General features: G+C 66.4%; 20 protein-coding genes. 15 read left to right on the forward strand and 5 right to left on the reverse strand.

What is annotated here, in order from left to right; translation table 11 throughout:
• Positions 1-3 precede the first annotated feature (3 nt).
• Together LDB29_RS03245 and LDB29_RS03250 are read right to left on the reverse strand one after the other, a co-directional pair.
• Positions 4-1572 carry an efflux RND transporter periplasmic adaptor subunit gene (locus LDB29_RS03245; protein WP_025549374.1) on the reverse strand — a complete coding sequence of 523 codons (1569 nt, stop codon included), beginning with the start codon at positions 1570-1572 and terminating at the stop codon, positions 4-6.
• Positions 1569-3038 carry an efflux transporter outer membrane subunit gene (locus tag LDB29_RS03250; protein ID WP_052816701.1) on the reverse strand — a complete coding sequence of 490 codons (1470 nt, stop codon included), beginning with the start codon at positions 3036-3038 and terminating at the stop codon, positions 1569-1571. Before LDB29_RS03250 ends, LDB29_RS03245 begins: the two co-directional genes overlap by 4 nt.
• A 128-nt stretch (positions 3039-3166) precedes the next feature.
• Between LDB29_RS03250 and fabD the strand changes: the two genes are divergently transcribed.
• The 6 genes from fabD (at position 3167) to mltG (ending at position 8550) form a co-directional block, all read left to right on the forward strand.
• On the forward strand, positions 3167-4102 hold the full coding sequence (fabD, locus tag LDB29_RS03255; protein ID WP_025549372.1) for an ACP S-malonyltransferase: 936 nt from the start codon (positions 3167-3169) through the stop codon (positions 4100-4102).
• An 8-nt stretch (positions 4103-4110) separates the two neighbouring features.
• A complete protein-coding gene (locus tag LDB29_RS03260; protein ID WP_037482652.1) occupies positions 4111-4917 on the forward strand; it encodes a crotonase/enoyl-CoA hydratase family protein in 807 nt (268 codons plus the stop codon).
• A gap of 1 nt (position 4918) precedes the next feature.
• On the forward strand, positions 4919-5659 hold the full coding sequence (fabG, locus tag LDB29_RS03265) for a 3-oxoacyl-[acyl-carrier-protein] reductase (RefSeq protein ID WP_025549370.1): 741 nt from the start codon (positions 4919-4921) through the stop codon (positions 5657-5659).
• 236 nt (positions 5660-5895) lie between these two features.
• Positions 5896-6129 carry an acyl carrier protein gene (locus tag LDB29_RS03270; protein WP_007689016.1) on the forward strand — a complete coding sequence of 78 codons (234 nt, stop codon included), beginning with the start codon at positions 5896-5898 and terminating at the stop codon, positions 6127-6129.
• A 179-nt stretch (positions 6130-6308) separates the two neighbouring features.
• Complete coding sequence (fabF, locus tag LDB29_RS03275) at positions 6309-7568, forward strand: beta-ketoacyl-ACP synthase II (RefSeq protein ID WP_025549369.1); 1260 nt, start codon at positions 6309-6311, stop codon at positions 7566-7568.
• A 10-nt stretch (positions 7569-7578) separates the two neighbouring features.
• Positions 7579-8550, forward strand: coding sequence for an endolytic transglycosylase MltG (mltG, locus tag LDB29_RS03280; RefSeq protein ID WP_025549368.1), 972 nt, complete (start codon positions 7579-7581; stop codon positions 8548-8550).
• Positions 8551-8765: 215 nt separating this feature from the next.
• Here the strand turns inward: mltG and trpE are convergent, their stop codons facing one another.
• Together trpE and LDB29_RS03290 are read right to left on the reverse strand one after the other, a co-directional pair.
• Positions 8766-10268: an anthranilate synthase component I gene (trpE, locus tag LDB29_RS03285; RefSeq protein WP_025550383.1), complete on the reverse strand. Its 1503-nt coding sequence runs from the start codon at positions 10266-10268 to the stop codon at positions 8766-8768.
• A 25-nt stretch (positions 10269-10293) separates the two neighbouring features.
• On the reverse strand, positions 10294-12243 hold the full coding sequence (locus tag LDB29_RS03290; protein WP_193666757.1) for a peptidylprolyl isomerase: 1950 nt from the start codon (positions 12241-12243) through the stop codon (positions 10294-10296).
• Between the two features lie 194 nt (positions 12244-12437).
• On the opposite strand from LDB29_RS03290, the gene tpiA reads away from it, so the two are divergent.
• The 3 genes from tpiA to LDB29_RS03305 all read left to right on the forward strand — a co-directional run bounded on the left by tpiA (position 12438) and on the right by LDB29_RS03305 (position 15407).
• Positions 12438-13178, forward strand: coding sequence for a triose-phosphate isomerase (tpiA, locus tag LDB29_RS03295; protein ID WP_193666758.1), 741 nt, complete (start codon positions 12438-12440; stop codon positions 13176-13178).
• Between the two features lie 122 nt (positions 13179-13300).
• Positions 13301-13681: a preprotein translocase subunit SecG gene (gene secG, locus LDB29_RS03300; protein ID WP_025550385.1), complete on the forward strand. Its 381-nt coding sequence runs from the start codon at positions 13301-13303 to the stop codon at positions 13679-13681.
• Positions 13682-13772: 91 nt separating this feature from the next.
• Positions 13773-15407 carry a CTP synthase gene (locus LDB29_RS03305; protein WP_257556119.1) on the forward strand — a complete coding sequence of 545 codons (1635 nt, stop codon included), beginning with the start codon at positions 13773-13775 and terminating at the stop codon, positions 15405-15407.
• Positions 15408-15440: 33 nt separating this feature from the next.
• Here the strand turns inward: LDB29_RS03305 and LDB29_RS03310 are convergent, their stop codons facing one another.
• The gene (locus LDB29_RS03310) at positions 15441-16577 is read right to left on the reverse strand and encodes a PQQ-dependent sugar dehydrogenase (RefSeq protein WP_257556120.1); all 1137 of its coding nucleotides are present in this window, start codon (positions 16575-16577) and stop codon (positions 15441-15443) included.
• 198 nt (positions 16578-16775) lie between these two features.
• Between LDB29_RS03310 and rimP the strand changes: the two genes are divergently transcribed.
• The 6 genes from rimP (at position 16776) to rbfA (ending at position 23112) form a co-directional block, all read left to right on the forward strand.
• Positions 16776-17300: a ribosome maturation protein RimP gene (rimP, locus tag LDB29_RS03315; protein ID WP_025550391.1), complete on the forward strand. Its 525-nt coding sequence runs from the start codon at positions 16776-16778 to the stop codon at positions 17298-17300.
• Positions 17301-17312: 12 nt separating this feature from the next.
• Positions 17313-18884 (forward strand): transcription termination factor NusA, encoded by a 1572-nt coding sequence (gene nusA, locus LDB29_RS03320; RefSeq protein WP_025550393.1) that lies wholly within the window; start codon positions 17313-17315, stop codon positions 18882-18884.
• A 6-nt stretch (positions 18885-18890) separates the two neighbouring features.
• Entirely contained in the window at positions 18891-19127 is a 237-nt protein-coding gene (locus tag LDB29_RS03325; protein WP_025550395.1) for a 4-oxalocrotonate tautomerase family protein, read from the forward strand.
• Positions 19128-19268: 141 nt separating this feature from the next.
• Positions 19269-19925: a DUF448 domain-containing protein gene (locus LDB29_RS03330; RefSeq protein ID WP_025550397.1), complete on the forward strand. Its 657-nt coding sequence runs from the start codon at positions 19269-19271 to the stop codon at positions 19923-19925.
• Positions 19926-19995: 70 nt separating this feature from the next.
• On the forward strand, positions 19996-22593 hold the full coding sequence (gene infB / locus LDB29_RS03335) for a translation initiation factor IF-2 (RefSeq protein ID WP_048577538.1): 2598 nt from the start codon (positions 19996-19998) through the stop codon (positions 22591-22593).
• A gap of 123 nt (positions 22594-22716) precedes the next feature.
• Positions 22717-23112 (forward strand): 30S ribosome-binding factor RbfA, encoded by a 396-nt coding sequence (gene rbfA, locus LDB29_RS03340; protein ID WP_025550399.1) that lies wholly within the window; start codon positions 22717-22719, stop codon positions 23110-23112.
• The last annotated feature ends 11 nt before the right edge of the window (positions 23113-23123 follow it).

Consider the following 23123-nt stretch of genomic DNA (forward strand, 5'->3'; position numbering starts at 1 on the left):
GCGTCAGGTTCCGCTCTGCCGGCCGGTGCCGCGCGGCTCGCCGCCCTGGCCCTTCGGCGCCGATGGCGCGACCGGCGCGGTTTCGGCCTTCCCGTCGCCCGAATTGCCGAGCTTCCCGACAGTGGCCGGGCTGCCGTCGGTGGACCGGCCGCCTTCCGTCCGGCGGTTGCGGTCGCGCGGCCCGCCGCCCTGCGAACCGCCATCGGCCTGATCCTCCGCCGGCGCCTGCTGGCCGGCCGCAAGCTGCCCGGTGATGACGCGCATGCCCGGTTTCAGGTCGCCGCCCGTGATGACCGTGCGCGCGCCGTCGCTGGCGCCGACGGTCACCTGCACGGCCTTGGGATTGCCGTCCTCGCCCACGACATAGACGGTCTGGCTGCTGCCGATGCCGAAACTGACCTGCCGGCTCGCGCCGCCGCGCCGGAACCTGCGGGGGCCGGGGACGATCTGGCTGGTGATGCCGCCGCCCTGGTTGCCCGCGCTGGGCTTGAAGCGAAGCGCGCTGTTGGGGACCAGCAGCACGTCATGCAGTTCCTGCGTCACGATGTCGGCGGTCGCGGTCATGCCGGGGCGCAATATCTCGTCCTTGTTGTCCACCGACAGCACCGCCGTATAGGCGACGACGGTGCCCGTCGTGCTGCTGGCCGCGCTGCCGCCCGACGAGGAGGAGGAGCTGCTGCTGCTGGCGCTGTTGGAGCCCACATTGACCCGCGTCACCCGCGCCGGAAAGGTGCGGCCGGGGAAGGCGTCGACGGAGAAATTGGCGCTCTGGCCCTCCTTCACCTGTCCCACATCCGCCTCGTCGACGGAAACCTCCACCTCCATCTGGGTCAGGTCTTCCGCAATGGTGAAGAGCACCGGCGCGTTGAGCGAGGCGGCGACGGTCTGGCCCGGCTCTATGTCGCGGGACAGGACGACGCCGGTCACGGGCGAGACGATCTGGGCGATGGAAAGATTGGTCTGCGCCGTGGAAAGCTGCGCCTGGGAAACGCGAACCTGCGCCTGTGCGGAGCGGAGGTTGGCGAGGGCGGAACTATAGTCGGCCCGGGCGGCGTCCAGTTCCGTCCTGGCGGGAACGCGCCCGCCGGAAAGCTTGAACACGTTGAGCTGGCGGTCGAGCGTCGCCCTGGCCAGCGCCGCCTGCGCTTCCGCCTGCGCCACGCTGGCCTGCGAGGAGGAAAGCTGCGCGCGGTTCTGGTTGATCGTATCCACCAGCCGCCGGGTGTCGAGTTCGGCCAGCTTCTGCCCCCTGGTCACGCGGTCGTTCACATCGACATAGACCGCCGTGATCTTGCCCGACTGTTCGGAACCGACATCGACCTGATTGATGGGCTTCAGATTGCCGGTGGCCGATACGGAGACGGTAAGGTCGCCCTTGCGCACTTCCCGCGTCGCATAATTGGGCTTGTCGTCGCCCGAAAAGCAGCGCGCAAGCAGCAGGATGAGGATCAGCAGGGCGACGCCCACCGCGCCACGGACCACCCATTTGCGCCACGGTTTTTCCGGCCGCGCGCCAAGAAAGTCGTTGATGTCCTGATCGCTGGTCACATCATTGCTCGTCTTTTTGCTCATGAGGGGGGACGGCCTTCCATATTCTGCCAGCCGCCGCCCAGCGCATTGTAAAGCTGGGCCAGGCCAAGGACCTCGTCGGATTGCGCGCCGGCAAGGCTGTTGCGCGCGTTCAAAAGCGAATTCTCGCTCTGGGAAAGCGTCTGGAAATCGATCAGGCCCGCCTGGTACTGGCTGCGCGCCAGTATCGCGGCATTGTTCGACGCTTCATAGGCGGTCGCGAACTCCGCCTTGCGGGCGCGGGCGCTCGACAGCGACGCCATGGCATTCTCCACATCCTCCAGCGCGGACAGCACCGCCTGCTTGTAGGCGGCGAAGGCGGCGTCGGTGGCCGCCCGTTGCGAACGGACCTGCGAGGCGAGGCGTCCGCCGTCGAAGATGACCTGCGCCACATTGGCGAATACGCCGCCGGTGACCAGGCTGAACAGGTCTTTGAAACTGTTGGACGTGGTGCCGATATTGCCGCTGATGCCAAGGGAAGGATAAAGCTGCGCCTGCGCCACGCCGATGCGCGCCGTCGCGGCGGCCAGCGCCCGTTCGGCCGAGCGCACGTCCGGCCGCTGGCGCAGCGTGTCGGCGGGAATGCCGGTGGCGATCTGCGCGGGCGCGGCGGGAATCGGCGCCGGCGTTTCAAGGCTCCGGGTCGCTTCGCCGGGCGCCTGCCCCGTCAGCACGGCGATACGGTTGAGGCTGCCCCGAAGGCTCGCCTCAAGCTGCGGGACGGTGGCGTTGGTCTGCGCCAGTTGCGCCCGCGCCTGCTCCGCGTCGATCGAGGAGACGAGGCCCGCCTGAAGCCGCCAGTTGGCGATGTTGTAATTGTCCTGCTGGATCGCCTGCGTCTCCCGCGCGACGCGCAACTGCTCCTGCGCCAGACGCGCCTGCACATAGTTGGTGACGAGTTCGGAGACGATCGTCGCCCGCACATTGGCCAGGTCATAGCCGGATGCGGCAAGATCGGCCCGCGCGGCCTCCGCCGAACGGGACAGTTCACCGAACAGGTCGACCTGCCAGCTTGCATTGGCGCCGACGGAATAGCTGCTCGACCACTTGGAGCCGCCGCCGCCGATCGGATTGCCGCTGGGGTCCAGCCGGCCGCCCGCATCCCGGCTGCTGTAGTTGCGCCCGCCGCTGGCCGATCCGTTCACCTGCGGCAGGAAGGCGGCCCTTGCCTGCCGCAGCGACTCCCGCGCCTGGCGCAGACGCGCCTGCGCCTGAACAATGTCCAGATTATTGGCGATCGCCCGGTCGATCAGGCCGCTCAGCGCCGGATCGTCGAGCCGCGTCCACCAGGTGCCAAGCTCCGCTTCGTCGAGCGGAGCGCCGCCGCCCTGGCTATAGGCCGCCGGCACGCCGAGCGCTGCGGGGGCAGGGGCGCGATAATCGGGACCGGCTGCGCAGCCCGACAGGACCAGCGCGGTTCCCGTGATCCATCCAAAGCGATATCGCACCTTTTCCTTATACTCCGTCATCGTTAAAGGCGGTCCTCCAACGAGAACTGCCGAAATGGGCCGGGCGCCTCAACGGCATTTGTGTCTCAAAGTGTAACGACTTTGAAAAATTGCGCTTTTGCAGGGGCGCGCATGTCAGAAGGTGGATGATGAGGGCATTTCTTTTTCCAGGGCAGGGCAGCCAGTCGGTCGGCATGGGCAAGGCGCTGGCCGATGCGAGCCCGGCCGCGAGGGAACTGTTTCAGGAGGTCGATGACGCCCTGTCGCAGCATTTGTTCCGCATCATGGTGGAGGGGCCGGAAAGCGACCTGACGCTGACGGAAAACGCCCAGCCCGCGATCATGGCCAATGCGCTGGCGACCCTGCGCGTGATGCAGAAGGAAGGCGGCTTTTCGCTGGCGGAGAAGGGCGATTATGTCGCCGGTCACTCGCTGGGCGAATATAGCGCGCTGTGCGCGGCGGAGGCATTCGACATCGGCACGACGGCGAAGCTGCTGAAGCTGCGCGGCCAGGCGATGCAGGCGGCGGTGCCGGTGGGCGAGGGCGCGATGGCTGCCCTGCTCGGGGCCGACATCGAAAAGGCGCAGGCATTGGCGGAGGCGGCTGCCGAGGGTGAGGTCTGCACCGTCGCCAATGACAATGATCCGACGCAGGTGGTGATTTCCGGCCATCGCGGCGCGATCGAGCGCGCCGTCGCGCTGGTGAAGGACCATGGCATCAAGCGCGGCGTCCTGCTGCCGGTTTCCGCGCCCTTCCACTGCCCGCTGATGCAGCCCGCGGCGGAGGCGATGGAGGATGCCCTGGGCAAGGCGGCGATCAACACGCCGCTGCTGCCGGTCTATGCCAATGTGCTGGCAAGCGCGATCGCCGATCCGGACGAGATCAGGCTGCGGCTGGTCGAGCAGGTGACGGGCCGCGTGCGCTGGCGCGAATCCGTCGCCGCCATGTGGGACGCGGGCGTCACCGAATTCGTCGAACTGGGCGGCAAGGTGCTGGGTCCGATGGTGAAGCGCATCGCTCCCGACGCCACCGTGCGCAGCGTCGTGACGATGGACGATATCGAGGCCGCGCTGGGCGCGCTGTGAGCGGCGGCATGAGCAGCGCTCCCGTCCTGACCAGCCGTGACGGAGCCGTCCTGACGGTCACGCTCGACATGCCGGACCGGCGCAACCCGATCTCCGATCCGGCGATGGTCGACGCCCTGTGCGCGGTGTTCGAGCAGGCGGATCGCGACCTGTCGGTGCGGGTGGCGATCCTGACCGGGGCGGGCAGCGCCTTTTCATCGGGGGGCGACCTCAATGCGATGCGCCCTGATGCGGGCGGCCTGCGCGCGGGACTGCCGGCGCAGACGCGGCGCAACTACCGGGCGGGAATCCAGCGGCTGCCGCTGCTGTTCCAGGCGCTCGAACTGCCGGTGATCGCGGCAGTCAACGGCCCGGCCATCGGCGCGGGCTGCGACCTGACGCTGATGTGCGATGTCAGGATCGCGGCGCAATCGGCAAAATTCGCGGAATCCTTCGTCAAGCTGGGCATCGTTTCCGGCGATGGCGGCGCGTGGCTGCTGCCGCGCATCGTCGGCTTCTCCAAGGCGACCGAACTGGCGCTGACCGGTGAGACCATCGACGCGGAAGAGGCGCTGCGGATCGGGCTGGTGAGCGAGGTGGTGCCGGACGCCGACCTGCTGGCGGCGGCGCGCAGGGTGGCCGACAGGATCGCCGCCAATCCGCCCCATGCCACGCGGATGACCAAGCGGCTGCTGCGCGCGGCGCAGACGGCGGAATTGAACCAGATCATGGAAATGGCGGGCGCGATGCAGGCGCTGGCCCATGCGACGGCGGATCATGATGAGGCGATCGACGCCTTTTTCGAGCGCCGGACGCCGAACTTCAAGGGAGATTAGAATGTTCGATCTGACAGGCATGACCGCGCTGGTGACGGGCGCTTCGGGGGGCATCGGCTCGGCCATTGCGAAGGCCCTCGCCGCGCAGGGCGCCACGCTCGCCCTTTCGGGCAGCAATGAGGAGAAGCTGAAGGCCTTCGCCGCGGAACTGGGCGGTGATCACAAGACGCTCGTCTGCAACCTCGGCGACCCGGCGGCGGTCGACGCGCTGGTGGGCCAAGCGGTGGAAGCGCTGGGCGGCAAGCTCGACATCCTCGTCAACAATGCCGGCATCACCCGCGACAACCTGATCCTGCGCATGAAGGACGAGGAATGGTCGGACGTGATCGCCGTCAATCTGGAGGCCGCCTTCCGCCTGGCCCGCGCCGCCGCCAAGCCGATGATGAAGGCGCGTTTCGGCCGCATCGTGTCCATCACCTCGGTCGTGGGCGTCACCGGCAATCCGGGACAGGCCAATTATGCCGCGTCCAAGGCCGGCATCATCGGCATGTCCAAGTCGCTGGGACAGGAACTGGCGAGCCGGGGCATCACCGTGAACTGCGTCGCGCCCGGCTTCATCCGCTCCGCCATGACCGACGCGCTGAACGATGCGCAGAAAGGCGCGATCCTCGCCAGGATTCCGGCGGGCGATCTGGGCGCGGGGGAGGACATCGGCGCGGCCGTGGTCTATCTCGCCAGCAAGGAAGCGGGTTACGTCACCGGCCAGACGCTGCACGTCAATGGCGGCATGGCGATGATCTGAGGGGGAAGGATCGGTCGGTCCCAAAGTCCCACGCTGCGGCTTTATTCCATCGCGGCCGAAAATTTTGGGCATTTGCAAAAGGGCAACCTTGTGCCATCGGGGCTGAGGAGTCGAATGCAGGTGGGGCGATGCCATCCGATTGTTTCTTGCCTCTTGCCTCTCGTTGGGCTTGCCTCTAGGGCATGCCTTAACAAATATTCAGAACCATCAACGATACCCAGTAAGAAGGACCACTCATGAGTGAGACCGCGGATCGCGTAAAGAAAATCGTCGTCGAGCATCTGGGCGTCGAAGCCGAAAAGGTGACCGAGGATGCGAGCTTCATCGACGATCTGGGCGCTGACAGCCTGGACATCGTTGAGTTGGTGATGGCGTTCGAGGAAGAATTCGGCGTCGAAATCCCCGACGATGCGGCCGAGAAGATCGCCACCGTCAAGGATGCCATCGATTATATCGACAGCAAGCAGTAAGAGCGTTCGGCGGCCTGCCCGGCATCGGGTGGCCGCTGCGTTTACAAAAGGGAATGGCTCCTCCTGTCCGGCAAAACCGGGTCTTGGGGAGCCTTTTCGTATCTGGTCCCGTTCACAATCGCCTTTCCAATGGCTAGATGGGCGGCGTTGAGCCAAAGACTATTTTTCGGAGCAAGCATATGCGTCGTGTTGTCGTCACCGGCCTTGGCATGGTCAGCCCGCTTGGCGGGGATGTGGAAACGACCTGGAAGAACATCATCGCGTCGAAGTCCGGCGCGGCGACGATCACGCGCTTCGACGCCAGCGAATATAAGTGCCGCATCGCCTGCGAAGTGAAGCCGGCGGATCATGAATATGGCTATGATGCCGGGCTGGACGTGGATCACAAGATCCAGCGGCAGGTCGACCCGTTCATCGTCTATGGCATTTCCGCCGCCAGCCAGGCGCTGCGCGACGCCGGTCTCGACAATATGAGCGAGGAGGATCGTCTGCGCGCCGGCTGCTCGATCGGTTCGGGCATCGGCGGCCTGCCGGGCATCGAAAGCGAATCGCTGGTGCTGGCGAACCGGGGGCCGGGCCGGGTCAGCCCGCACTTCGTCCATGGCCGCCTCATCAACCTGATCTCCGGCCAGGTGTCGATCAAATACGGTCTCATGGGCCCCAATCACGCCGTCGTGACAGCCTGCTCGACCGGTGCGCATTCGATCGGCGACGCTGCCCGCATGATCGCGCTGGACGATGCCGACGTGATGCTTGCGGGCGGCGCGGAAAGCGCGATCTGCCCGATCGGCATCGCCGGCTTCGCCCAGGCCCGCGCGCTTTCCACCGCCTTCAACGACACGCCGGAAAAGGCTTCGCGGCCCTATGACGTCAACCGCGACGGCTTCGTCATGGGCGAAGGCGCGGGCGTGGTCGTGCTGGAGGAATATGAGCGGGCCAAGGCGCGCGGCGCGAAAATCTACGCCGAAGTCGTCGGCTATGGCCTGTCGGGCGACGCCTATCACGTCACCGCCCCCCATCCGGAGGGCAATGGCGCCTATCGTTCCATGGAAATGGCGCTCAGGAAATCCGGCCTCGGCCTTGGCGACATCGACTATGTGAACGCGCACGGCACCTCGACGCCTTTGGGCGACGAGCTGGAACTGGGCGCGGTGAAGCGGCTGTTCGGGGAACATCTGGGCACCATGTCGATGAGCTCGACCAAGTCGGCCATCGGCCATCTGCTGGGCGGCGCGGGCGCGGTGGAGAGCATCTTCTGCATCCTGGCGCTGCGCGACCAGATCGTGCCGCCGACGCTGAACCTCGACGAGCCGAGCGAAAGCTGCAAGGGCGTCGACCTCGTCCCGCATGTCGCCAAAGAACGCAAGGTGCGCGCGGTGCTGAACAATTCGTTCGGCTTCGGCGGCACCAACGCCTCGCTCATCATGAAGGCGGTCTGAGACATCGGCGATGCGACGGCTTGGCTTGGGCATAGTGCTGATCGGCCTGGCCGTCGCGGCGTTCGTCGCTTTCCGCTTCGTCTATGGCTGGACCGAGGCAGGCCCGGCGACGAAGGACATCGCCATCGTCGTGCCCGAAGGCTCGACCATCGCGGACACCGCCATTCTCCTGAAGCAGAAGGGGGCGGTGCGCTCCGCCGATGCCTTCCTGACGCGGGCCAAGGTCTTCGGCCGCGGCAAGTCGATCAAGGCGGGCGAATTCCTGATTCCCAAGGGCGCCAGCAATTCCGATATTTTCCGTATCCTCCAGGGCGGCAGGACGCTGACCCGGCTGATCACCATACCGGAGGGCATGCCCTCCATCCTGGTCCATGAACGGCTGATGGCGAATGAGGAACTGACGGGCGAGATTCCGGTGCCGGAGGAAGGCAGCGTTCTGCCCGACAGCTATGCCTTCGACAAGGGCGAGAGCCGGGCGGCGGTGCTGAAGCGCATGCAGGGTGCGATGAGCAAGGCGCTGGCGAAGATGTGGGCGGAACGGGCGCCCAACACAGTCGCAAAAACGCCCGGGGAAGCCGTCATCCTCGCCAGCATCGTCGAAAAGGAAACGGCCGTGCCTGCCGAGCGGCCGACCGTCGCCGGGGTTTACGGCAATCGCCTGAAGGCGCGCATGATGCTCCAGGCCGATCCGACGATCATCTATCCGATCACCCGGGGCAAGCCCTTGGGCCGGCGGATCAGGAAGTCCGAAATCGCCGCGGTCAACGACTATAACACCTATGCGATGACCGGTCTGCCCAAGGGGCCGATCGCCAATCCGGGACGCCTGTCGATCCTCGCGGTGCTGCACCCGGCGGAGACGAAGGCGCTCTACTTCGTCGCGGACGGGAAGGGCGGCCATATCTTCGCGGACACGCTGCAAGAGCATAATGACAATGTGCGCAAATGGTTCGAAATCCGGCGCGCCAGGGGGGAGCTTTGAAGTGAGCTGACCGATGGCGCGCTTGGGTGGGGAGCGGATGTTCCCCCTCCCGCAAGCCGGAGGGGGTTAGGGGGTGGGCTGGCGCAACATCCGCGTTGTTTTGCAACGGCCAAGTCAGAAGCTCGCTCCGCTCGCGCCCACCCCTAACCCCTCCCGTTTACGAGAGGGGAATGTCCTGGGATGGCCATAGCCCGCCGCCACTCACCGCAACAACCCTACTGCCCAAATCCCGACTCGCGCGCCAGCGCCACCGCTTCCCGCGCAGCGGCGAGCAACGCGCCGCTCTTCGCCTCGCACTCCCGCTGCTCATATTCCGCCGTCGAATCCGCGACGATGCCCGCGCCCGCCTGCACATGCATCACGCCGTCCTTGAGCACGGCGGTGCGTAGCACGATGCAGCTATCCATATTGCCGTCCGGCCCGAAATAGCCGACGCCCCCGGCATAGGCCCCGCGCGTTTCCGGCTCCAGTTCCGCGATGATCTCGCAGGCGCGCACCTTGGGCGCTCCCGACACGGTCCCCGCGGGAAAGCCCGCGAACAAGGCGTCCAGCGCGTCCCGGTCCGGCGCCAGCCGTCCCACCACGTTCGACACGATATGCATCACATGGCTGTAGAATTCGACGCTGTAGCTGTCCGTCACGGTGACGGTGCCGGCCGCCGCGACCCGCCCCACATCGTTGCGCCCCAGGTCCAGAAGCATCAGATGCTCCGCCCGCTCCTTGGGGTCGGCCAGCAGGCTTTCGCGGTTGGCGGCGTCCTCGACGGCATTCCTGCCGCGCGGCCGGGTGCCGGCGATGGGCCTGATCGTGACCTCGCCGTCCCGCGCCCGGACCAGGATTTCCGGACTCGACCCGATCAGCGCAAAGCCGGGCAGGTCGAGATAATAAAGGAAGGGCGAAGGGTTGATCCGCCGCAATGCCCGGTAAAGCGCAATCGGCGGCAGCGTGAACGGGCTGGTGAAGCGCTGCGCCAGCACCACCTGAAAAATGTCGCCCGCAACGATATAGTCCTTCGCCTTTTCGACCATCGCGGCATAGCGGCCCGGCTCCAGCACCGGCGTCACGGCGACTTCGGCAATCCCGGCGGGAGCGGCCTGCGCGGGGAGGGGAGCCGCCAGCCGGGCGGCAACGGCGTCGATCCGTTCCAGCGCCTGCTCGACGGCGCGGTCGGCATCGGCAAAGCTTCCCTTCCACACCGGCGCGACCAGGAACAGTGCATCGGCCAGCCGGTCGAACACCAATATCACCGTCGGCCGCACGAACAGCATGTCGGGCAGCGCAATCGCATTTTCAGGCGGACGCGGCAGCTTCTCGACCAGCCCGACCGTCTCATAACCGAAATAGCCGACCAGGCAGGCCAGCGCAGCGGGCAGCGCCGGATCGAGCTCAGCCCGGCACTCCGCCACCAGCGCCCGCAACGCGTCCAGCGCGTCGGCGCCTTCCGGCACGAAGGCCTCCCGGTCGGTCGCCCATTGCCGGTTGATCTCCGCCGCATGGCCCTGCGCCCGGAAGACGAGGTCGGGGGCGAGCCCGATCAGGCTGTGGCGGCCTCGCACCGCGCCGCCCTCGACCGATTCCAGCAGGAAATCGCCGCGATCGGGCTCGAACAATTTCAGCGCGGCGGAAATCGGCGTGTCCGTGTCGGCGATCTGGCGCCGCCACACCAGCGCGGATTGCCCCGCCGCCAATGCCTTGCGCGCGCTCTCGATGCCGTCCATCCCCGCCGGTCTCCCCGCAACCACCTTACTGACCGCCACTATTGGCGTTGGCGAGCGCGCGCTGCACGCCGGCCACCGCATTGGCGTTCCGCCTGACGCCCAGCTCCTTCTCGACGGCGCGCTCGAACTGCTGGCCATATTCCTGGCCGACGACTTCGCTGAGCTGGTCGCGGACCTGATTCACCAGCGCCTTGTCGCTGCCTGCATCGCCGCGCTTGATGCCGTTCAACTGCACCACGAAATAGCCGCGATCCTGCCCGGCGGGCAGCGTCTTCACGCTGTTGGTCGCCATGGTGAACAGCATCGCCACCTCGGCGGGCGGACGCTGGCCGTCGCGCATGATGTCGGCGCGGCGGCCGCCCACCACCTGCGGCTTGGGCAGGGCGACGCCGGCGGCGGCGACCGCCTCGTCCAGCTTCATGCCCTTGGCGACCTTGGCGCGGATCTGCTCGGCCAATGCCTTGGCCTTCTCATTGCCCTGGGCCAGCTTGTACTGCATCGCGACCAGCGCCTTCACCTTGGCGAGCGGCGGCGGCGCGGCGGCCTGTATGTCGCCGGGCGCGGTCAGGGCGTAGCGCTTGTCGGCAACGATCGGGACCAGTTGCGCATCGTCGTCCTGGCTCATGCCGAAGACAGGGGCGAGCAGCGGCTTCACATCCGCCGGCACCTGATAGGCCACATCCTCCACCTGCTTGCCGGAGGAGACGAGGAACGGCGTCGTTTCCAGCTTCAGGCCATTGTCCTTCACCACTTCCTCGAAGCTGCCGCCATTGGCGATCTGATCCTCGATCTTGCCGGTGAAGTCATTGAGCAGCCGCTTCTCCTTCTGCGCGCGCAGCGTGGTGACGATCTCGTCCCGCACCGCCGCCAGCGCGCGGGCCGGGGTCGTGCTGACCGCCGTGACCCGCAGCAGCACCCAGCCCAGCGATCCACGCAGCGGCCCCACCAGCTCGCCCTGTTTCGCGGCAAAACCGGCATTGGCGACGGCGGCGGACGCGGCGGAGGCCAGCGCCTCCCGGCTCTGGTCCTTCAGTTCGGAGACGGAGAGGCCGGCCGATTGCGCTGCGCCGGCGAGCGACTTGCCGCCCTTCACCTGATCCGCGATCGCCTTGGCGCCCGCCTCGGTCGGCAGGATCAATTGCTCGAAGCTGCGGCTCTCCTTCGCGGCGTAGGCGGCCTTGTTCTGGTTATAATAGCCGGCGATCTCCGCATCGGTGGGCTGCGCGGCCTGCGCGAAGCGTTCAGCGTCGATCACGGCGTAGCGGATGCGGCGCTGTTCCGGAATCGTATAGCGCGCGGCATTCTTCCTGTAGAAATCGCCGAGTTGCGCGTCGGTCGGGTCGGCAATGTCCTTGAACGCGGTCGCGGGAACGAGGGCGATGGTGCCCTGGCGCGCCTCCAGCAGCAGCGAGGCATAGGGCAGCACCATGGAGTCGGTCAGCTTCACGCCCAGCCCCAGCGGGGCCAGCATCTGCCGCTCCAGTATCTCGCGGCTGATGTCGTCGCGCAGCGCCTGTTCGGTGATCCGCTCGCGCAGCAGCAACTGCCGGAAATTCTCCTGGCTGAAATTGCCGGCCGCATCCTGGAAGGCGGGGATCTGCGCGATCTGGGCATCGACCAGCCGCTTGGAGATGTGGACCTTCTGGTCGCTCGCATATTCCTTCAGCGTCATCGACGCGACAAGCTGGTCATAGACCTGCGCCGCGCCGCCCTGCGCCAGGAAGTCGCCGATCTGCAATCCCGGATTGGACCTGCGCGCATTTTCGAACACGCGCTGCACCCGGTCCTGCAATTCGGTCATGGTGAGGCGCGATCCGCCCGCCTTGGCGGCGGTCTCGCCGCCGCCAAGGGACGATCCGAACTTGCCGCTCGTAATGTCCCCCATGATGAAGGCGGCCGCGATGATCCCCAGGAAGATCAGGGCCGCAAAGGCGCCGAATTTGGAGCGGATGAAACGGCGAAAGACTGAAAGCATGGAGGAAAGTCCGTAAAAGCGGCTTTGATGGCGGCCCGCTTTAAGGGCGGATCGTCGCGCGGGCAAGGGGCGCTGGGGTGCCAAGGCTGGACAAATGGCCGCACGCCGTTCATCGGCTCGGCCAACCCGGCGGCGCGGATTGGAGAGCCGTGCCGCAGGGGACCGTGCAGCAATAACCATAAGGGGAAAGATCGATGAGCAGGCGAAAGCTGGTTGTCGGCAACTGGAAGATGAACGGCCTGCGCGCCCAGCTGGGCGAGGTGGAGGCGATCGGCGGCCTCGCGCGCGACTATCCGGCGGTGGAAGTCGGGCTGTGCCTGCCCGCGACGCTGATTTCGCCGGCGGACGGCGTGAAGGGTGCGGCCTTCATCGGCGCGCAGGACTGCCATATGAAGGAAAGCGGCGCGCATACCGGCTGTCTGTCCGCGGCCATGCTGGCGGAAGCCGGGGCGAGCTGGACCATCGTCGGCCATAGCGAGCGGCGGCAGGACCAGGGCGAAACCGACGCGGACATCGCGGCGAAGGCGCTGGCGGCGCGGGCGGCGGGGCTGAAGGTCATCCTCTGCGTGGGCGAAAGCCTCGACGTGCGCGATGCCGGCAATGCGGAAGCGGTGGTGGCGGCCCAGTTGCTGGCGTCCCTGCCGGACGGGGCGGCGGCGGACTGGCTGGCCATCGCCTATGAACCGATCTGGGCCATCGGCACGGGCCGGATCCCCACCATGGAAGCGGTCGCCGCGATGCACGCCGCCCTGCGCGCCGCGCTGGCGAGCCGGATCGGGGTCGAGGCGGAGGGGATGCGAATCCTCTACGGCGGATCGATGAACGGCGACAATGCGGCGGAGCTACTGGCGCTGGCCGATGTCGACGGCGGCCTGATCGGCGGCGCGAGCCTCGCGGCGGCGAAATTCGCCCCGGTGATCGCGGCAGCGGCCTGATCGCCAATAAACAAGCCCCTCCCGCTTGCGGGAGGGGGAGAGAGGACAGGGGCGGTTGCCCCCGCGCCCCATCATCGCTATGTGCGCGGCAACCCACCCTTTACCGGACAGATATTCGTCTCATGTTCACCTTCATCCTCGTCGTGCAGGCCATCGTCGCTGCCCTGCTGGTCACCGTCATCCTGATGCAGAAGTCGGAAGGCGGCGGCCTGGGCGTCGGCGGCAGCCCGGCGGGGTTCATGTCGGCGCGCGGCGCGGCGGATTTCCTGACCCGGTCGACCACGGTCCTCGCCGGCATCTTCGTGACGCTGTCGGTCGTGCTTGCGGTGATCGCCTCGGTCCAGCACCGGCCGAGCGACATCGACACCTCGCTGGTGAAGCAGGCGCCCCCCCAGGCTCCCCCATCCGCTCCGGCCCCGGCGACCGGCAACGATCCGCTGGCCGGCGCTGCGGGCGCGGCGGGCGGCAACGCCGCCAACGGCGCGGTCCCGCTCGCCAACTAGGCGGCCTGACCTCCCCATTTCGCTTTTTTCGCACGCGCGATGATTCGCGCGCTTGCCCAACTCGTTTGTAAAAGGCTAAGCCTCTCCTCCCATGGCGCGGTATATTTTCATCACCGGCGGCGTGGTCTCCTCGCTTGGCAAGGGCCTGATGGCCGCTTCGCTCGCAGCACTGCTGCAGGCGCGAGGTTTCTGTGTGCGTATCCGGAAATTCGATCCCTATCTCAACGTCGATCCGGGCACGATGAGCCCGTATCAGCATGGCGAGGTCTATGTGACCGACGACGGGGCGGAAACCGACCTCGACCTCGGTCATTATGAGCGCTTCACCGGCGTTTCGGCGCGGCAGTCGGATAATGTGACGCAGGGCCGGGTCTATCAGACCATCATCCAGCGGGAACGGCGCGGCGACTATCTGGGCGCGACGGTGCAGGTGATCCCGCACGTCACCGACGAGATCAAGGCCTTCGCCCTCGCCGAATCCGACGACCTCGATTTCGTGCTGTGCGAGATCGGCGGCACGGTGGGCGACATCGAATCGCTCCCCTTCATGGAGGCGATCCGCCAGCTCCATAACGATCTGGGGCGCAACCGCTCCATCTTCGTCCATGTGACGCTGGTCCCCTATATCGCGGCGGCGGGCGAGCTGAAGACCAAGCCGACCCAGCACAGCGTGCGCGAACTGACGTCGCTGGGCATCCAGCCCGACATATTGCTCTGCCGCTGCGAACATCCGCTGCCGGAAAGCGAGCGGCGCAAGATCGCCCTGTTCTGCAACGTCCGCCCCGAAGCGGTCATCCCGGCCCTCGACGCCAGCAGCATCTATGCCGTCCCGACCCAATATCATGCGGAGGGGCTGGACGACGAAGTGCTGCGCGCCTTCGGCATCGAAAACGCGCCCGCGCCCACGCTAGACCGCTGGCACGACATCATGGACCGGCAGCAGAATCCGGAAGGCGAAGTCACCATCGGCGTGGTCGGCAAATATGTCGGCCTGCCCGATGCCTATAAGTCGCTCTATGAAGCGCTGACCCATGGCGGCTTCGCCAACCGGGTGAAGGTCAACATCAAATGGCTGGACGCGGAAATGTTCGAGGAAGAGGGCGCGGACATCGCCGCCCGCCTTGAACCGATGCACGGCATCCTCGTTCCGGGCGGCTTCGGCGTGCGCGGGTCGGAAGGCAAGATCGCCTCGGTCAAATTCGCCCGCGAACGCAATGTGCCCTTTTTCGGCATCTGCCTCGGCATGCAGATGGCCTGCATAGAGGGCGCGCGGAACACGGCGGGCATCGCCAACGCCTCCACCACCGAATTCGGCGAAACCAGCGAGCCGGTGGTCGGCCTCATAACCGAATGGATGAGCAAGGAAGGCCTGCAGAAGCGCACCGCCGAAACCGACCTTGGCGGCACTATGCGGCTGGGCGCCTATCCGGCGAAGCTCACCGGCAACAGCGTTGTCGCGGGCATCTACAACGCCACCGACATCAGCGAACGCCACCGCCACCGCTATGAGGTCAATGCCGGCTATCGCGAGCCGCTGGAAAAGGGCGGCCTGATCTTCTCGGGCATGTCGCCGGACGGCACGCTGCCGGAAATCGTCGAACGTCCCGACCACCCCTGGTTCGTCGGCGTGCAGTTCCATCCGGAACTCAAGTCCAAACCCTTCGACCCGCACCCGCTCTTCGCCAGCTTCATCGAAGCGGCGGTGAAGCAGAGCCGGCTGGTGTAAGAGGAACGGGGCCGCAAAGGCCCCGTTTTTCGTTCAGGCGGCAGGCGTCAGCTTCAGCAACCGCCCCTGCGACCCGTCCTTGCCGTCCTCCAGCAGCCAGAGCGCCCCGTCCGGCCCTTGCTCCACCTCCCGGATTCGCGCGCCCATGTCCCACTGGTCGGCCTTGGAGGCTTTCTCCCCCTCCAGCTTCACCCGCGCCAGCGCCTCGCTCGACAGCCCGCCGATGAACAGCGAATCCTTCCATTGCGGAAACAGGTCGCCCGAATAATAGACAAGCCCGGCCGGGGAGATCACCGGATTCCACCAGACTTTAGGCGCCTCAAACCCGTCGCCCGCCCTGTGATCGGGAATGTCCCGCCCGTCATAATGGCTGCCGTTGGAGGCGAGGGGATAGCCATAATTCAATCCCGGCTTGATCAGGTTCACCTCGTCCCCGCCCTTCGGCCCCATTTCCTGCTCCCACAGCCGCCCGTCCTTGTCGAAGGCGATCCCCAGCAGATTGCGATGCCCATAGGACCAGACTGCCGGATGGAACCCCTTCGCCGCCAGCGGATTGCCCGCGGCCGGCGTGCCGTCCAGATTAAGCCGCAACACTTTCCCCAAAGTCGACTTCGGGTCCTGCGCCGGATCGAATTTCTGCCGCTCGCCATTGGTGAAGAACAGATATTTCCCGTCCGGCGAGAAGGCGATTCGTCCCGAATAATGGCCATTGCCATCCACATATTGGCTGGGGCGGAAGATCACCTTCACGCCGTCCAGCTTCGTCGTCCCGTCGCTCGCCTGGTTGAAAACCCCCGTGGCCAGCGCCACGCCCTTGCCGCCCTGACCCGCCTCTGAGAAACTGAAATAGACCGTCCCGCTCCGTGCAAAGTCCGGTGCCGGCACCACGTCCATCAGCGCGCCCTGACCCGCGCTGTCGACCGGCGGAATGCCCGCGACCGGGATTTTCGTCCCGTTCTTCGGATCGAACAGGATCATCTCGCCCGCCTTCTCCGTCACCAGCATCCGGCCATCGGGCAGGAAGGTCATGGCCCAGGGCGCATCGAAATCAGCGATCACGGAAGTCCTGAACGGTTTCGCCGCCGACGCGGCGCTGTTCTGCCCCACGGCATCGTCCGCCGAACAGGCGATCAGGGCCAGCGGCAGGGCGGTGAGGGCAAGATGGCGCATATCGTCTCCTCTCGGCTGAATCGGGGAATTGATGACGCTACCAGAATGCGCATCAAATGCCTCGCGACAAATGAGTTGCAGCTTTGCGGCATCCCGCCTATATCGCCCCTGCTTCCTTACATCGTCAAACATGTCGGGGTCGCGGGCGGATCGCCTGCGGCGACGGGAAGCCGCAATTTTGTTTTTTTGGGAGATCCCATGGCGGACATCGCCGAACTGACGGCCCTGATCGAACCGGAGGTGAAGGCCCTGGGCTTCGACCTCGTGCGCATCAGGCTGTTCGGCTCGGGTGACGAGCATACGCTTCAGATCATGGCCGAGCGTCCTGAAACGAAGCAGCTTGTCATAGAGGATTGCGCCACCATCTCGCGCCGCCTCTCGGACGTGCTGGATGAAGCTGACCCGATAGAGGAGGCCTATCGCCTCGAGGTCAGCTCTCCGGGCATCGACCGTCCGCTGACCCGCCTCGCCGATTTCCTGGAATGGGCCGGGCATGAGGCGAAGATCCAGGCTACGGAGGCCGTGGCCGGGCGCAAGAGCTTCCGGGGCGTGCTCAAGGGCATTGAGGACGACGACATCCTGTTCCAGGATGCCAAGGCCGGCGATGTCGTCATCCCTTTCGCGCTGGTCGGGGATGCCAAGCTGATACTGACCGACGCGCTGATTGCTGCTAGTATGCCGCTCTCCTCCGATGGGGCGGACGAGTTCGAAACCGAGGAATAAGGGTTTACGTCCATGGCCAACGCCATTTCCGCCAACAAGGCCGAACTGCTCGCCATCGCGAACAGCGTCGCCAGCGAAAAGATGATCGACAAGGCGATCGTCATCGAGGCGATGGAAGACGCGATCCAGCGCGCCGCCCGCGCCCGCTACGGCGCCGAAAACGACATCCGCGCCAAGCTGGACCCGGACACCGGCGACCTTCGCCTCTGGAGAGTCGTTGAGGTGGTCGAGCAGGTCGACGACTATTTCAAACAGGTGGACCTGAAGCAGGCGGCCAAGCTCAAGAAGGACGCTGTGATCGGCGACTTCATCGTCGATCCGCTGCCGCCCATCGACCTCGGCCGCATCGACGCCCAGTCGGCCAAGCAGGTGATCTTCCAGAAGGTCCGCGATGCCGAGCGGGAGCGCCAGCATGAGGAATTCAAGGACCGCGTGGGCGAAATCATCACCGGCGTGGTGAAGTCGGTCGAATTCGGCCATGTCGTGGTGAACCTGGGCCGCGCCGAGGGCGTCATCCGCCGCGACCAGCAGATTCCCCGCGAAGTCGTCCGCGTCGGCGACCGCATCCGCTCGGTGATCCTGAACGTGCGCCGCGAAAATCGCGGGCCGCAGATTTTCCTCAGCCGCGCGCACCCCGAATTCATGAAGAAGCTGTTCGCGCAGGAAGTGCCCGAAATCTACGATGGCGTGATCGAGATCAAGGCCGCCGCCCGCGATCCGGGTTCCCGCGCCAAGATCGGCGTCATCAGCCGCGATTCGAGCATCGACCCGGTCGGCGCCTGCGTCGGCATGAAGGGCAGCCGCGTGCAGGCCGTCGTGCAGGAAATGCAGGGCGAGAAGATCGACATCATCCCCTGGTCGGAAGATACCGCGACCTTCGTCGTCAACGCGCTGCAGCCCGCGCAGGTCGCCCGCGTCGTCATCGATGAGGAGGAAGAGCGCATCGAGGTCGTCGTTCCCGACGATCAGCTTTCGCTCGCCATCGGCCGTCGCGGCCAGAATGTCCGCCTCGCCAGCCAGTTGACCGGCAAGGCCATCGACATCATGACCGAAGCGGACGCGTCGGAGAAGCGCCAGAAGGAATTCGTCGCCCGCTCCGAAATGTTCCAGAACGAACTGGACGTGGACGAAACCCTCTCGCAGCTTCTGGTGGCCGAAGGCTTCGGCGAACTGGAGGAAGTGGCCTATGTCGGCATCGACGAACTGGCCGCGATCGAGGGCTTCGACGAGGAACTGGCGCAGGAACTGCAAAGCCGCGCCCAGGAAGCGCTGGATCGCCGCGAAGCCGCCGCGCGTGAAGAGCGCCAGGCGCTGGGCGTCGAGGATGCGCTGGCCGATATGCCGCACCTCACCGAAGCCATGCTGGTGACTTTGGGCAAGGCGGGCATCAAGACACTCGACGATCTGGCCGACCTCGCCACCGACGAACTGGTCGCCCGGAAGCGCGTCGACCAGCGCCGCCGCCGCGAGAACAAGGAAGAGGACAAGGGCGGGATTCTCGCCGAATACGGCCTCAGCGAAGAGCAGGGCAATGAGATCATCATGGCCGCCCGCGCCCACTGGTTCGAAGGCGAGGAAGCGTAAGAACAGATGCCCTTCGTCGACATCCGTCTGGCCGGAAACGCCACCCGCGAGCAGAAGGCGGCCATCGTCGCCGACGTCACCCGGTCGCTCGTCGAGCGGCTGGGGAAGTCGCCCGCTGCCGTGCAGGTGGTGATTTCCGAAATCCCGACGGAAAATTACGGCGCAGGCGGGCAGCTCATCGCCGACCGCGACGCGCCCAAGCCCATAGGGGAGGACGCCCATGCCGCGGTCACTTCCCAATGAGAGGCTGAGTCCCAACATCGCCGCGTCAGGGATGTGCTCCTGCGAAAGCAGGAGCCCAGTTCTGCCCTGGCATGCTCCCGACAGCGTGGAACTGGATTCCTGCCTGCGCAGGAATGCGGCCCATTATTGGGAGGCGCGCCCATGACCGAACGCAAATGCATATTGTCGGGCGACCGCGCCGACCCGGACATGCTGGTCCGGCTCGCCTGCGGCCCGAATGGCGAAATCCTGCCCGACATCCGCGCCAAGGCGCCCGGCCGGGGCGCGTGGATCGGTGTGCCACGCGCCGAACTCGAACAGGCGCTGGCAAAGGGCAAGCTCAAGGGCGCGCTTGCCCGCGCCTTCAAGATCGGCGACCTGCAAATCCCCGACGCGCTGCCCGCCCTGATCGAGGAGGGCTTGCGCAAGGCCCTGCTCGACCGTCTGGGGCTGGAGGCGAGGGCGTCGATGGTCCTCACCGGCTCGGAAAAGATCGATGTCGCCTGCCGCAAGGGTCAGGTGAAGCTGCTGCTCCACGCCGCCGACGCGGCGGCCGACGGCAACCGCAAGCTCGACCAGGCCTTCCGCGTCGGGCAGGACGCCGAAGGCACGGATTTGGCGGGCATCGTCTTGCCTGTGGACCGACACGCCCTATCTATGGCAATGGGGCGGGACAATGTCGTCCATATCGCGGTGACCGACTCGCGTGCGGCGTCACGTCTGCGCGGCGCCATAGGCCGCTTGGAAAGCTATCTGGGTTGCGCTAACGGAGCGCCGGTGCATGGGGAGCAGGACTCCGCAGGGGCACTGGGCGCCTGAGGTAGCATTGGAATGAAGGCGCCGACGGGCCTTGCCGGTCGGGTTGATGTGAAGGGTATAGTTCAGTCGTATGAGTGACAGCAAGGAAGACAAGCCGGTTCTGGGCCGCAAGCCGCTGGGGATCAAGCGCACGGTCGAGTCCGGTCAGGTGCAGCAGCAGTTCAGCCATGGCCGCAAGAATACGGTCGTGGTCGAGGTGAAGCGGCGCCGCATCCTGGGCAAGCCGGGTGAAGCCGGACACGCTGCGCCTGAACCGCAGGCCGATCCCACGCCCGTGGCCGCCGCTCCGCAGGCCCCCGCGCCCCAGCAGCCGCAGGCCCGCGCGCCGCAGCCGGCCCCCGCGCGTCCGGCCCCGCCGCAGAGCCTGATGTCGCGTCAGGAATTGCAGGCGAAGCTGCTGCGCGAGGCGGAGGAAGCCCGCATGACCGCGCTGGAGGAAGCGCGCCGCCGCGAAGACGCCCAGCGCCTCGCCGCGAGCGAGGAGGAAAAGCGCCGCGCCGAGGAAAACCGCCTGGCTGCCGAGGCTGCCGAGGCTGAAGCCGCGCGCCGGACCGAAGTCGAGACCGGGCCGGCGGAGGAAACCGCCAGGGCGCCCGTCGAGGAGCCTGCGCCGGCCGCCGCCGATGCCCCGGCCGAAGCTGCGCCCGCAGCCGCCGAGCCGAAGCCCGCCACCTCCGCCACCGTGCCGCCGCCGCGCCGCTTCACGCCGGTCGCGCCCGTCAAGCGTCCGGAGCCGGCCAAGCCCGACCGCGCCAAGCGCGGCGACGACAATCGCCGCCAGGCCGGCAAGCTTACCGTCACCCGCGCCTTGTCGGATGACGACAGCGCCCGCGCCCGCAGCCTCGCCGCGCTCAAGCGCGCCCGCGAGAAGGAACGGCGCGCCCATTATTCGGGCGGCGCCCAGCAGCGGGAAAAGCAGTCGCGCGACGTGGTGGTGCCCGAAAGCATCACCGTTCAGGAACTTGCCAACCGCATGGCCGAAAAGGGCGCGGACCTGGTGAAGGCCCTGTTCAAGATGGGCACCGCCGTCACGCTCAACCAGGCGATCGACCAGGATACGGCCGAACTGCTGGTCGAGGAATTCGGCCACCGCATCCAGCGCGTGTCCGACGCCGACGTCGAGATCGGCATGGAAGGCGAGGTCGACGCGCCCGAAACGCTCAAGGCCCGTCCGCCGGTCGTGACCATCATGGGCCATGTCGATCACGGCAAGACCTCGCTGCTCGACGCGCTGCGCGGCACCAATGTCGTATCGGGCGAAAGCGGCGGCATCACCCAGCATATCGGCGCCTATCAGATCAGGACCAAGGGCGGCGACCTCGTCACCTTCCTTGACACGCCGGGTCACGAGGCCTTCTCGGAAATGCGCGCGCGCGGCGCCAATGTCACCGACATCGTCATCCTGGTGGTGGCGGCGGACGACGGCCTGATGCCGCAGACCATCGAGGCCATCAACCACACCAAGGCCGCTGGTGTGCCGATGATCGTCGCGATCAACAAGGTCGACAAGCCCGAAGCCAATCCCCAGCGCGTGCGAGAGCGCCTGCTGGAGCATGAGGTGATCGTCGAGGACATGGGCGGCGAAACCCAGGATGTCGAAGTCTCCGCGCTCAAGAAGACGGGCCTCGACGAACTGCTCGACAAGATCATGCTTCAGGCCGAACTGCTCGAACTCACCGCCAATCCCGATCGCGCCGCCGAAGGCAATGTGATCGAGGCGCAGCTCGACAAGGGCCGTGGCGCGGTCGCCACCGTGCTGGTGCGCAAGGGCACGCTGAAGATCGGCGACACCTTCGTCATCGGTTCGGAAAGCGGCAAGGTCCGCGCGATGATCAACGACAAGGGCCAGCAGGTGAAGACCGCCGGCCCCTCGACCCCGGTCGAGGTGCTGGGCTTGTCCGGCGTGCCGATGGCGGGCGACCAGCTCACCGTCGTCGAGAATGAGGCCCGCGCCCGCGAAGTCGCCGCCTATCGTCAGGAACAGGCGACCAAGAAGCGCACCACCGCCGCGCCCACCAGCTTCGAACATATGTTCTCGGCGCTCAACACCAAGGTCATCGAATATCCGGTGGTGGTGAAGGGCGACGTGCAGGGTTCGGTGGAAGCGATCGTCTCGTCGCTGAACCGCATTTCGACCGACGAGATCAAGGTCCGCATCCTGCATTCGGGCGTCGGCGCGATCACCGAAAGCGACGTCACGCTGGCCGCCGCCAGCCGCGCGCCGCTGATCGGCTTCAATGTCCGCCCCAATGCCAAGGCGCGCCAGTTGGCGGAGCGCGAGAAGATCTCGCTGCGCTATTATGACGTGATCTACGACCTGCTGGAGGAAGTTCGCGGCGAAATGGCCGGCCAGCTCGCGCCGGAACGCATCGAAACCATCGTCGGCCGGGCCGAGGTGCTTCAGGTCTTCCCGGCGGGCAAGAAGGACAAGGCGGCCGGTCTGCTCGTCCTCGACGGCATCATCCGCAAGGGTCTGGCCGCGCGCCTCACCCGCGACGATGTCATCGTGTCGCGCACCCACATCGCCTCGCTCCGCCGCTTCAAGGACGACGTCTCCGAAGTCCGCGCAGGCATGGAATGCGGCGCGGTGCTCCAGGACACCAACGACATCAAGCCCGGCGACACGCTGGAACTGTTCGAGGTCGAGGAACGCGCCCGCACGCTGTGATCCATGTCCCCCCTCCCGCAGGCGGGAGGGGGCTAGGGGGTGGGCTCGCCCTCTCCTGAACTGCAATGGCCGATGGGGAGAGCCCACCCCCGGCCCCTCCCGCTTGCGGGAGGGGAGGATATAATGCCCGCTCCCAATGAAGGCTCCTCTGTCCGCCTCCTCCGCGTGGGCGAACAGGTGCGCCATGTCCTGTCCGACATTCTCCAGCGCGGCGACGTGCATGACGACGTCCTCGCCAGCCATGTGGTGAGCGTCACCGAAGTCCGCATGTCCCCTGACCTGCGCCATGCGACTGTCTTCATCAAGTCGCTGCTCGGCCAGGATGAGGAAGCGGTGCTGAAGGCGCTGCGCACCAACACCGCCTATCTCCAGCGGGAGGTCGCGACCCGTATCCGCCTCAAATATGCGGCGAAGCTCAAATTCCTCGCGGACGAGAGCTTCGATGAGGGCACCCATATCGACAGGCTGCTCCGCGATCCCAAGGTCGCCCGCGATCTGGAGCAGCCCGAAGGCGAATAGGCAATATGCTT

The organism is Sphingobium sp. CFD-2 (assembly GCF_024611135.1).
GTDB lineage: Bacteria > Pseudomonadota > Alphaproteobacteria > Sphingomonadales > Sphingomonadaceae > Sphingobium > Sphingobium fuliginis.

What these genes read in the sequence shown, in the direction of transcription:
- LDB29_RS03245 (WP_025549374.1), bottom strand. Translation starts at nt 1,572, where the DNA reads ATGAGCAAAAAGACGAGCAATGATGTGACCAGCGATCAGGACATCAAC.
- LDB29_RS03250 (WP_052816701.1), bottom strand. Translation starts at nt 3,038, where the DNA reads ATGACGGAGTATAAGGAAAAGGTGCGATATCGCTTTGGATGGATCACG.
- fabD (WP_025549372.1), top strand. Translation starts at nt 3,167, where the DNA reads ATGAGGGCATTTCTTTTTCCAGGGCAGGGCAGCCAGTCGGTCGGCATG.
- LDB29_RS03260 (WP_037482652.1), top strand. Translation starts at nt 4,111, where the DNA reads ATGAGCAGCGCTCCCGTCCTGACCAGCCGTGACGGAGCCGTCCTGACG.
- fabG (WP_025549370.1), top strand. Translation starts at nt 4,919, where the DNA reads ATGTTCGATCTGACAGGCATGACCGCGCTGGTGACGGGCGCTTCGGGG.
- LDB29_RS03270 (WP_007689016.1), top strand. Translation starts at nt 5,896, where the DNA reads ATGAGTGAGACCGCGGATCGCGTAAAGAAAATCGTCGTCGAGCATCTG.
- fabF (WP_025549369.1), top strand. Translation starts at nt 6,309, where the DNA reads ATGCGTCGTGTTGTCGTCACCGGCCTTGGCATGGTCAGCCCGCTTGGC.
- mltG (WP_025549368.1), top strand. Translation starts at nt 7,579, where the DNA reads ATGCGACGGCTTGGCTTGGGCATAGTGCTGATCGGCCTGGCCGTCGCG.
- trpE (WP_025550383.1), bottom strand. Translation starts at nt 10,268, where the DNA reads ATGGACGGCATCGAGAGCGCGCGCAAGGCATTGGCGGCGGGGCAATCC.
- LDB29_RS03290 (WP_193666757.1), bottom strand. Translation starts at nt 12,243, where the DNA reads ATGCTTTCAGTCTTTCGCCGTTTCATCCGCTCCAAATTCGGCGCCTTT.
- tpiA (WP_193666758.1), top strand. Translation starts at nt 12,438, where the DNA reads ATGAGCAGGCGAAAGCTGGTTGTCGGCAACTGGAAGATGAACGGCCTG.
- secG (WP_025550385.1), top strand. Translation starts at nt 13,301, where the DNA reads ATGTTCACCTTCATCCTCGTCGTGCAGGCCATCGTCGCTGCCCTGCTG.
- LDB29_RS03305 (WP_257556119.1), top strand. Translation starts at nt 13,773, where the DNA reads ATGGCGCGGTATATTTTCATCACCGGCGGCGTGGTCTCCTCGCTTGGC.
- LDB29_RS03310 (WP_257556120.1), bottom strand. Translation starts at nt 16,577, where the DNA reads ATGCGCCATCTTGCCCTCACCGCCCTGCCGCTGGCCCTGATCGCCTGT.
- rimP (WP_025550391.1), top strand. Translation starts at nt 16,776, where the DNA reads ATGGCGGACATCGCCGAACTGACGGCCCTGATCGAACCGGAGGTGAAG.
- nusA (WP_025550393.1), top strand. Translation starts at nt 17,313, where the DNA reads ATGGCCAACGCCATTTCCGCCAACAAGGCCGAACTGCTCGCCATCGCG.
- LDB29_RS03325 (WP_025550395.1), top strand. Translation starts at nt 18,891, where the DNA reads ATGCCCTTCGTCGACATCCGTCTGGCCGGAAACGCCACCCGCGAGCAG.
- LDB29_RS03330 (WP_025550397.1), top strand. Translation starts at nt 19,269, where the DNA reads ATGACCGAACGCAAATGCATATTGTCGGGCGACCGCGCCGACCCGGAC.
- infB (WP_048577538.1), top strand. Translation starts at nt 19,996, where the DNA reads ATGAGTGACAGCAAGGAAGACAAGCCGGTTCTGGGCCGCAAGCCGCTG.
- rbfA (WP_025550399.1), top strand. Translation starts at nt 22,717, where the DNA reads ATGCCCGCTCCCAATGAAGGCTCCTCTGTCCGCCTCCTCCGCGTGGGC.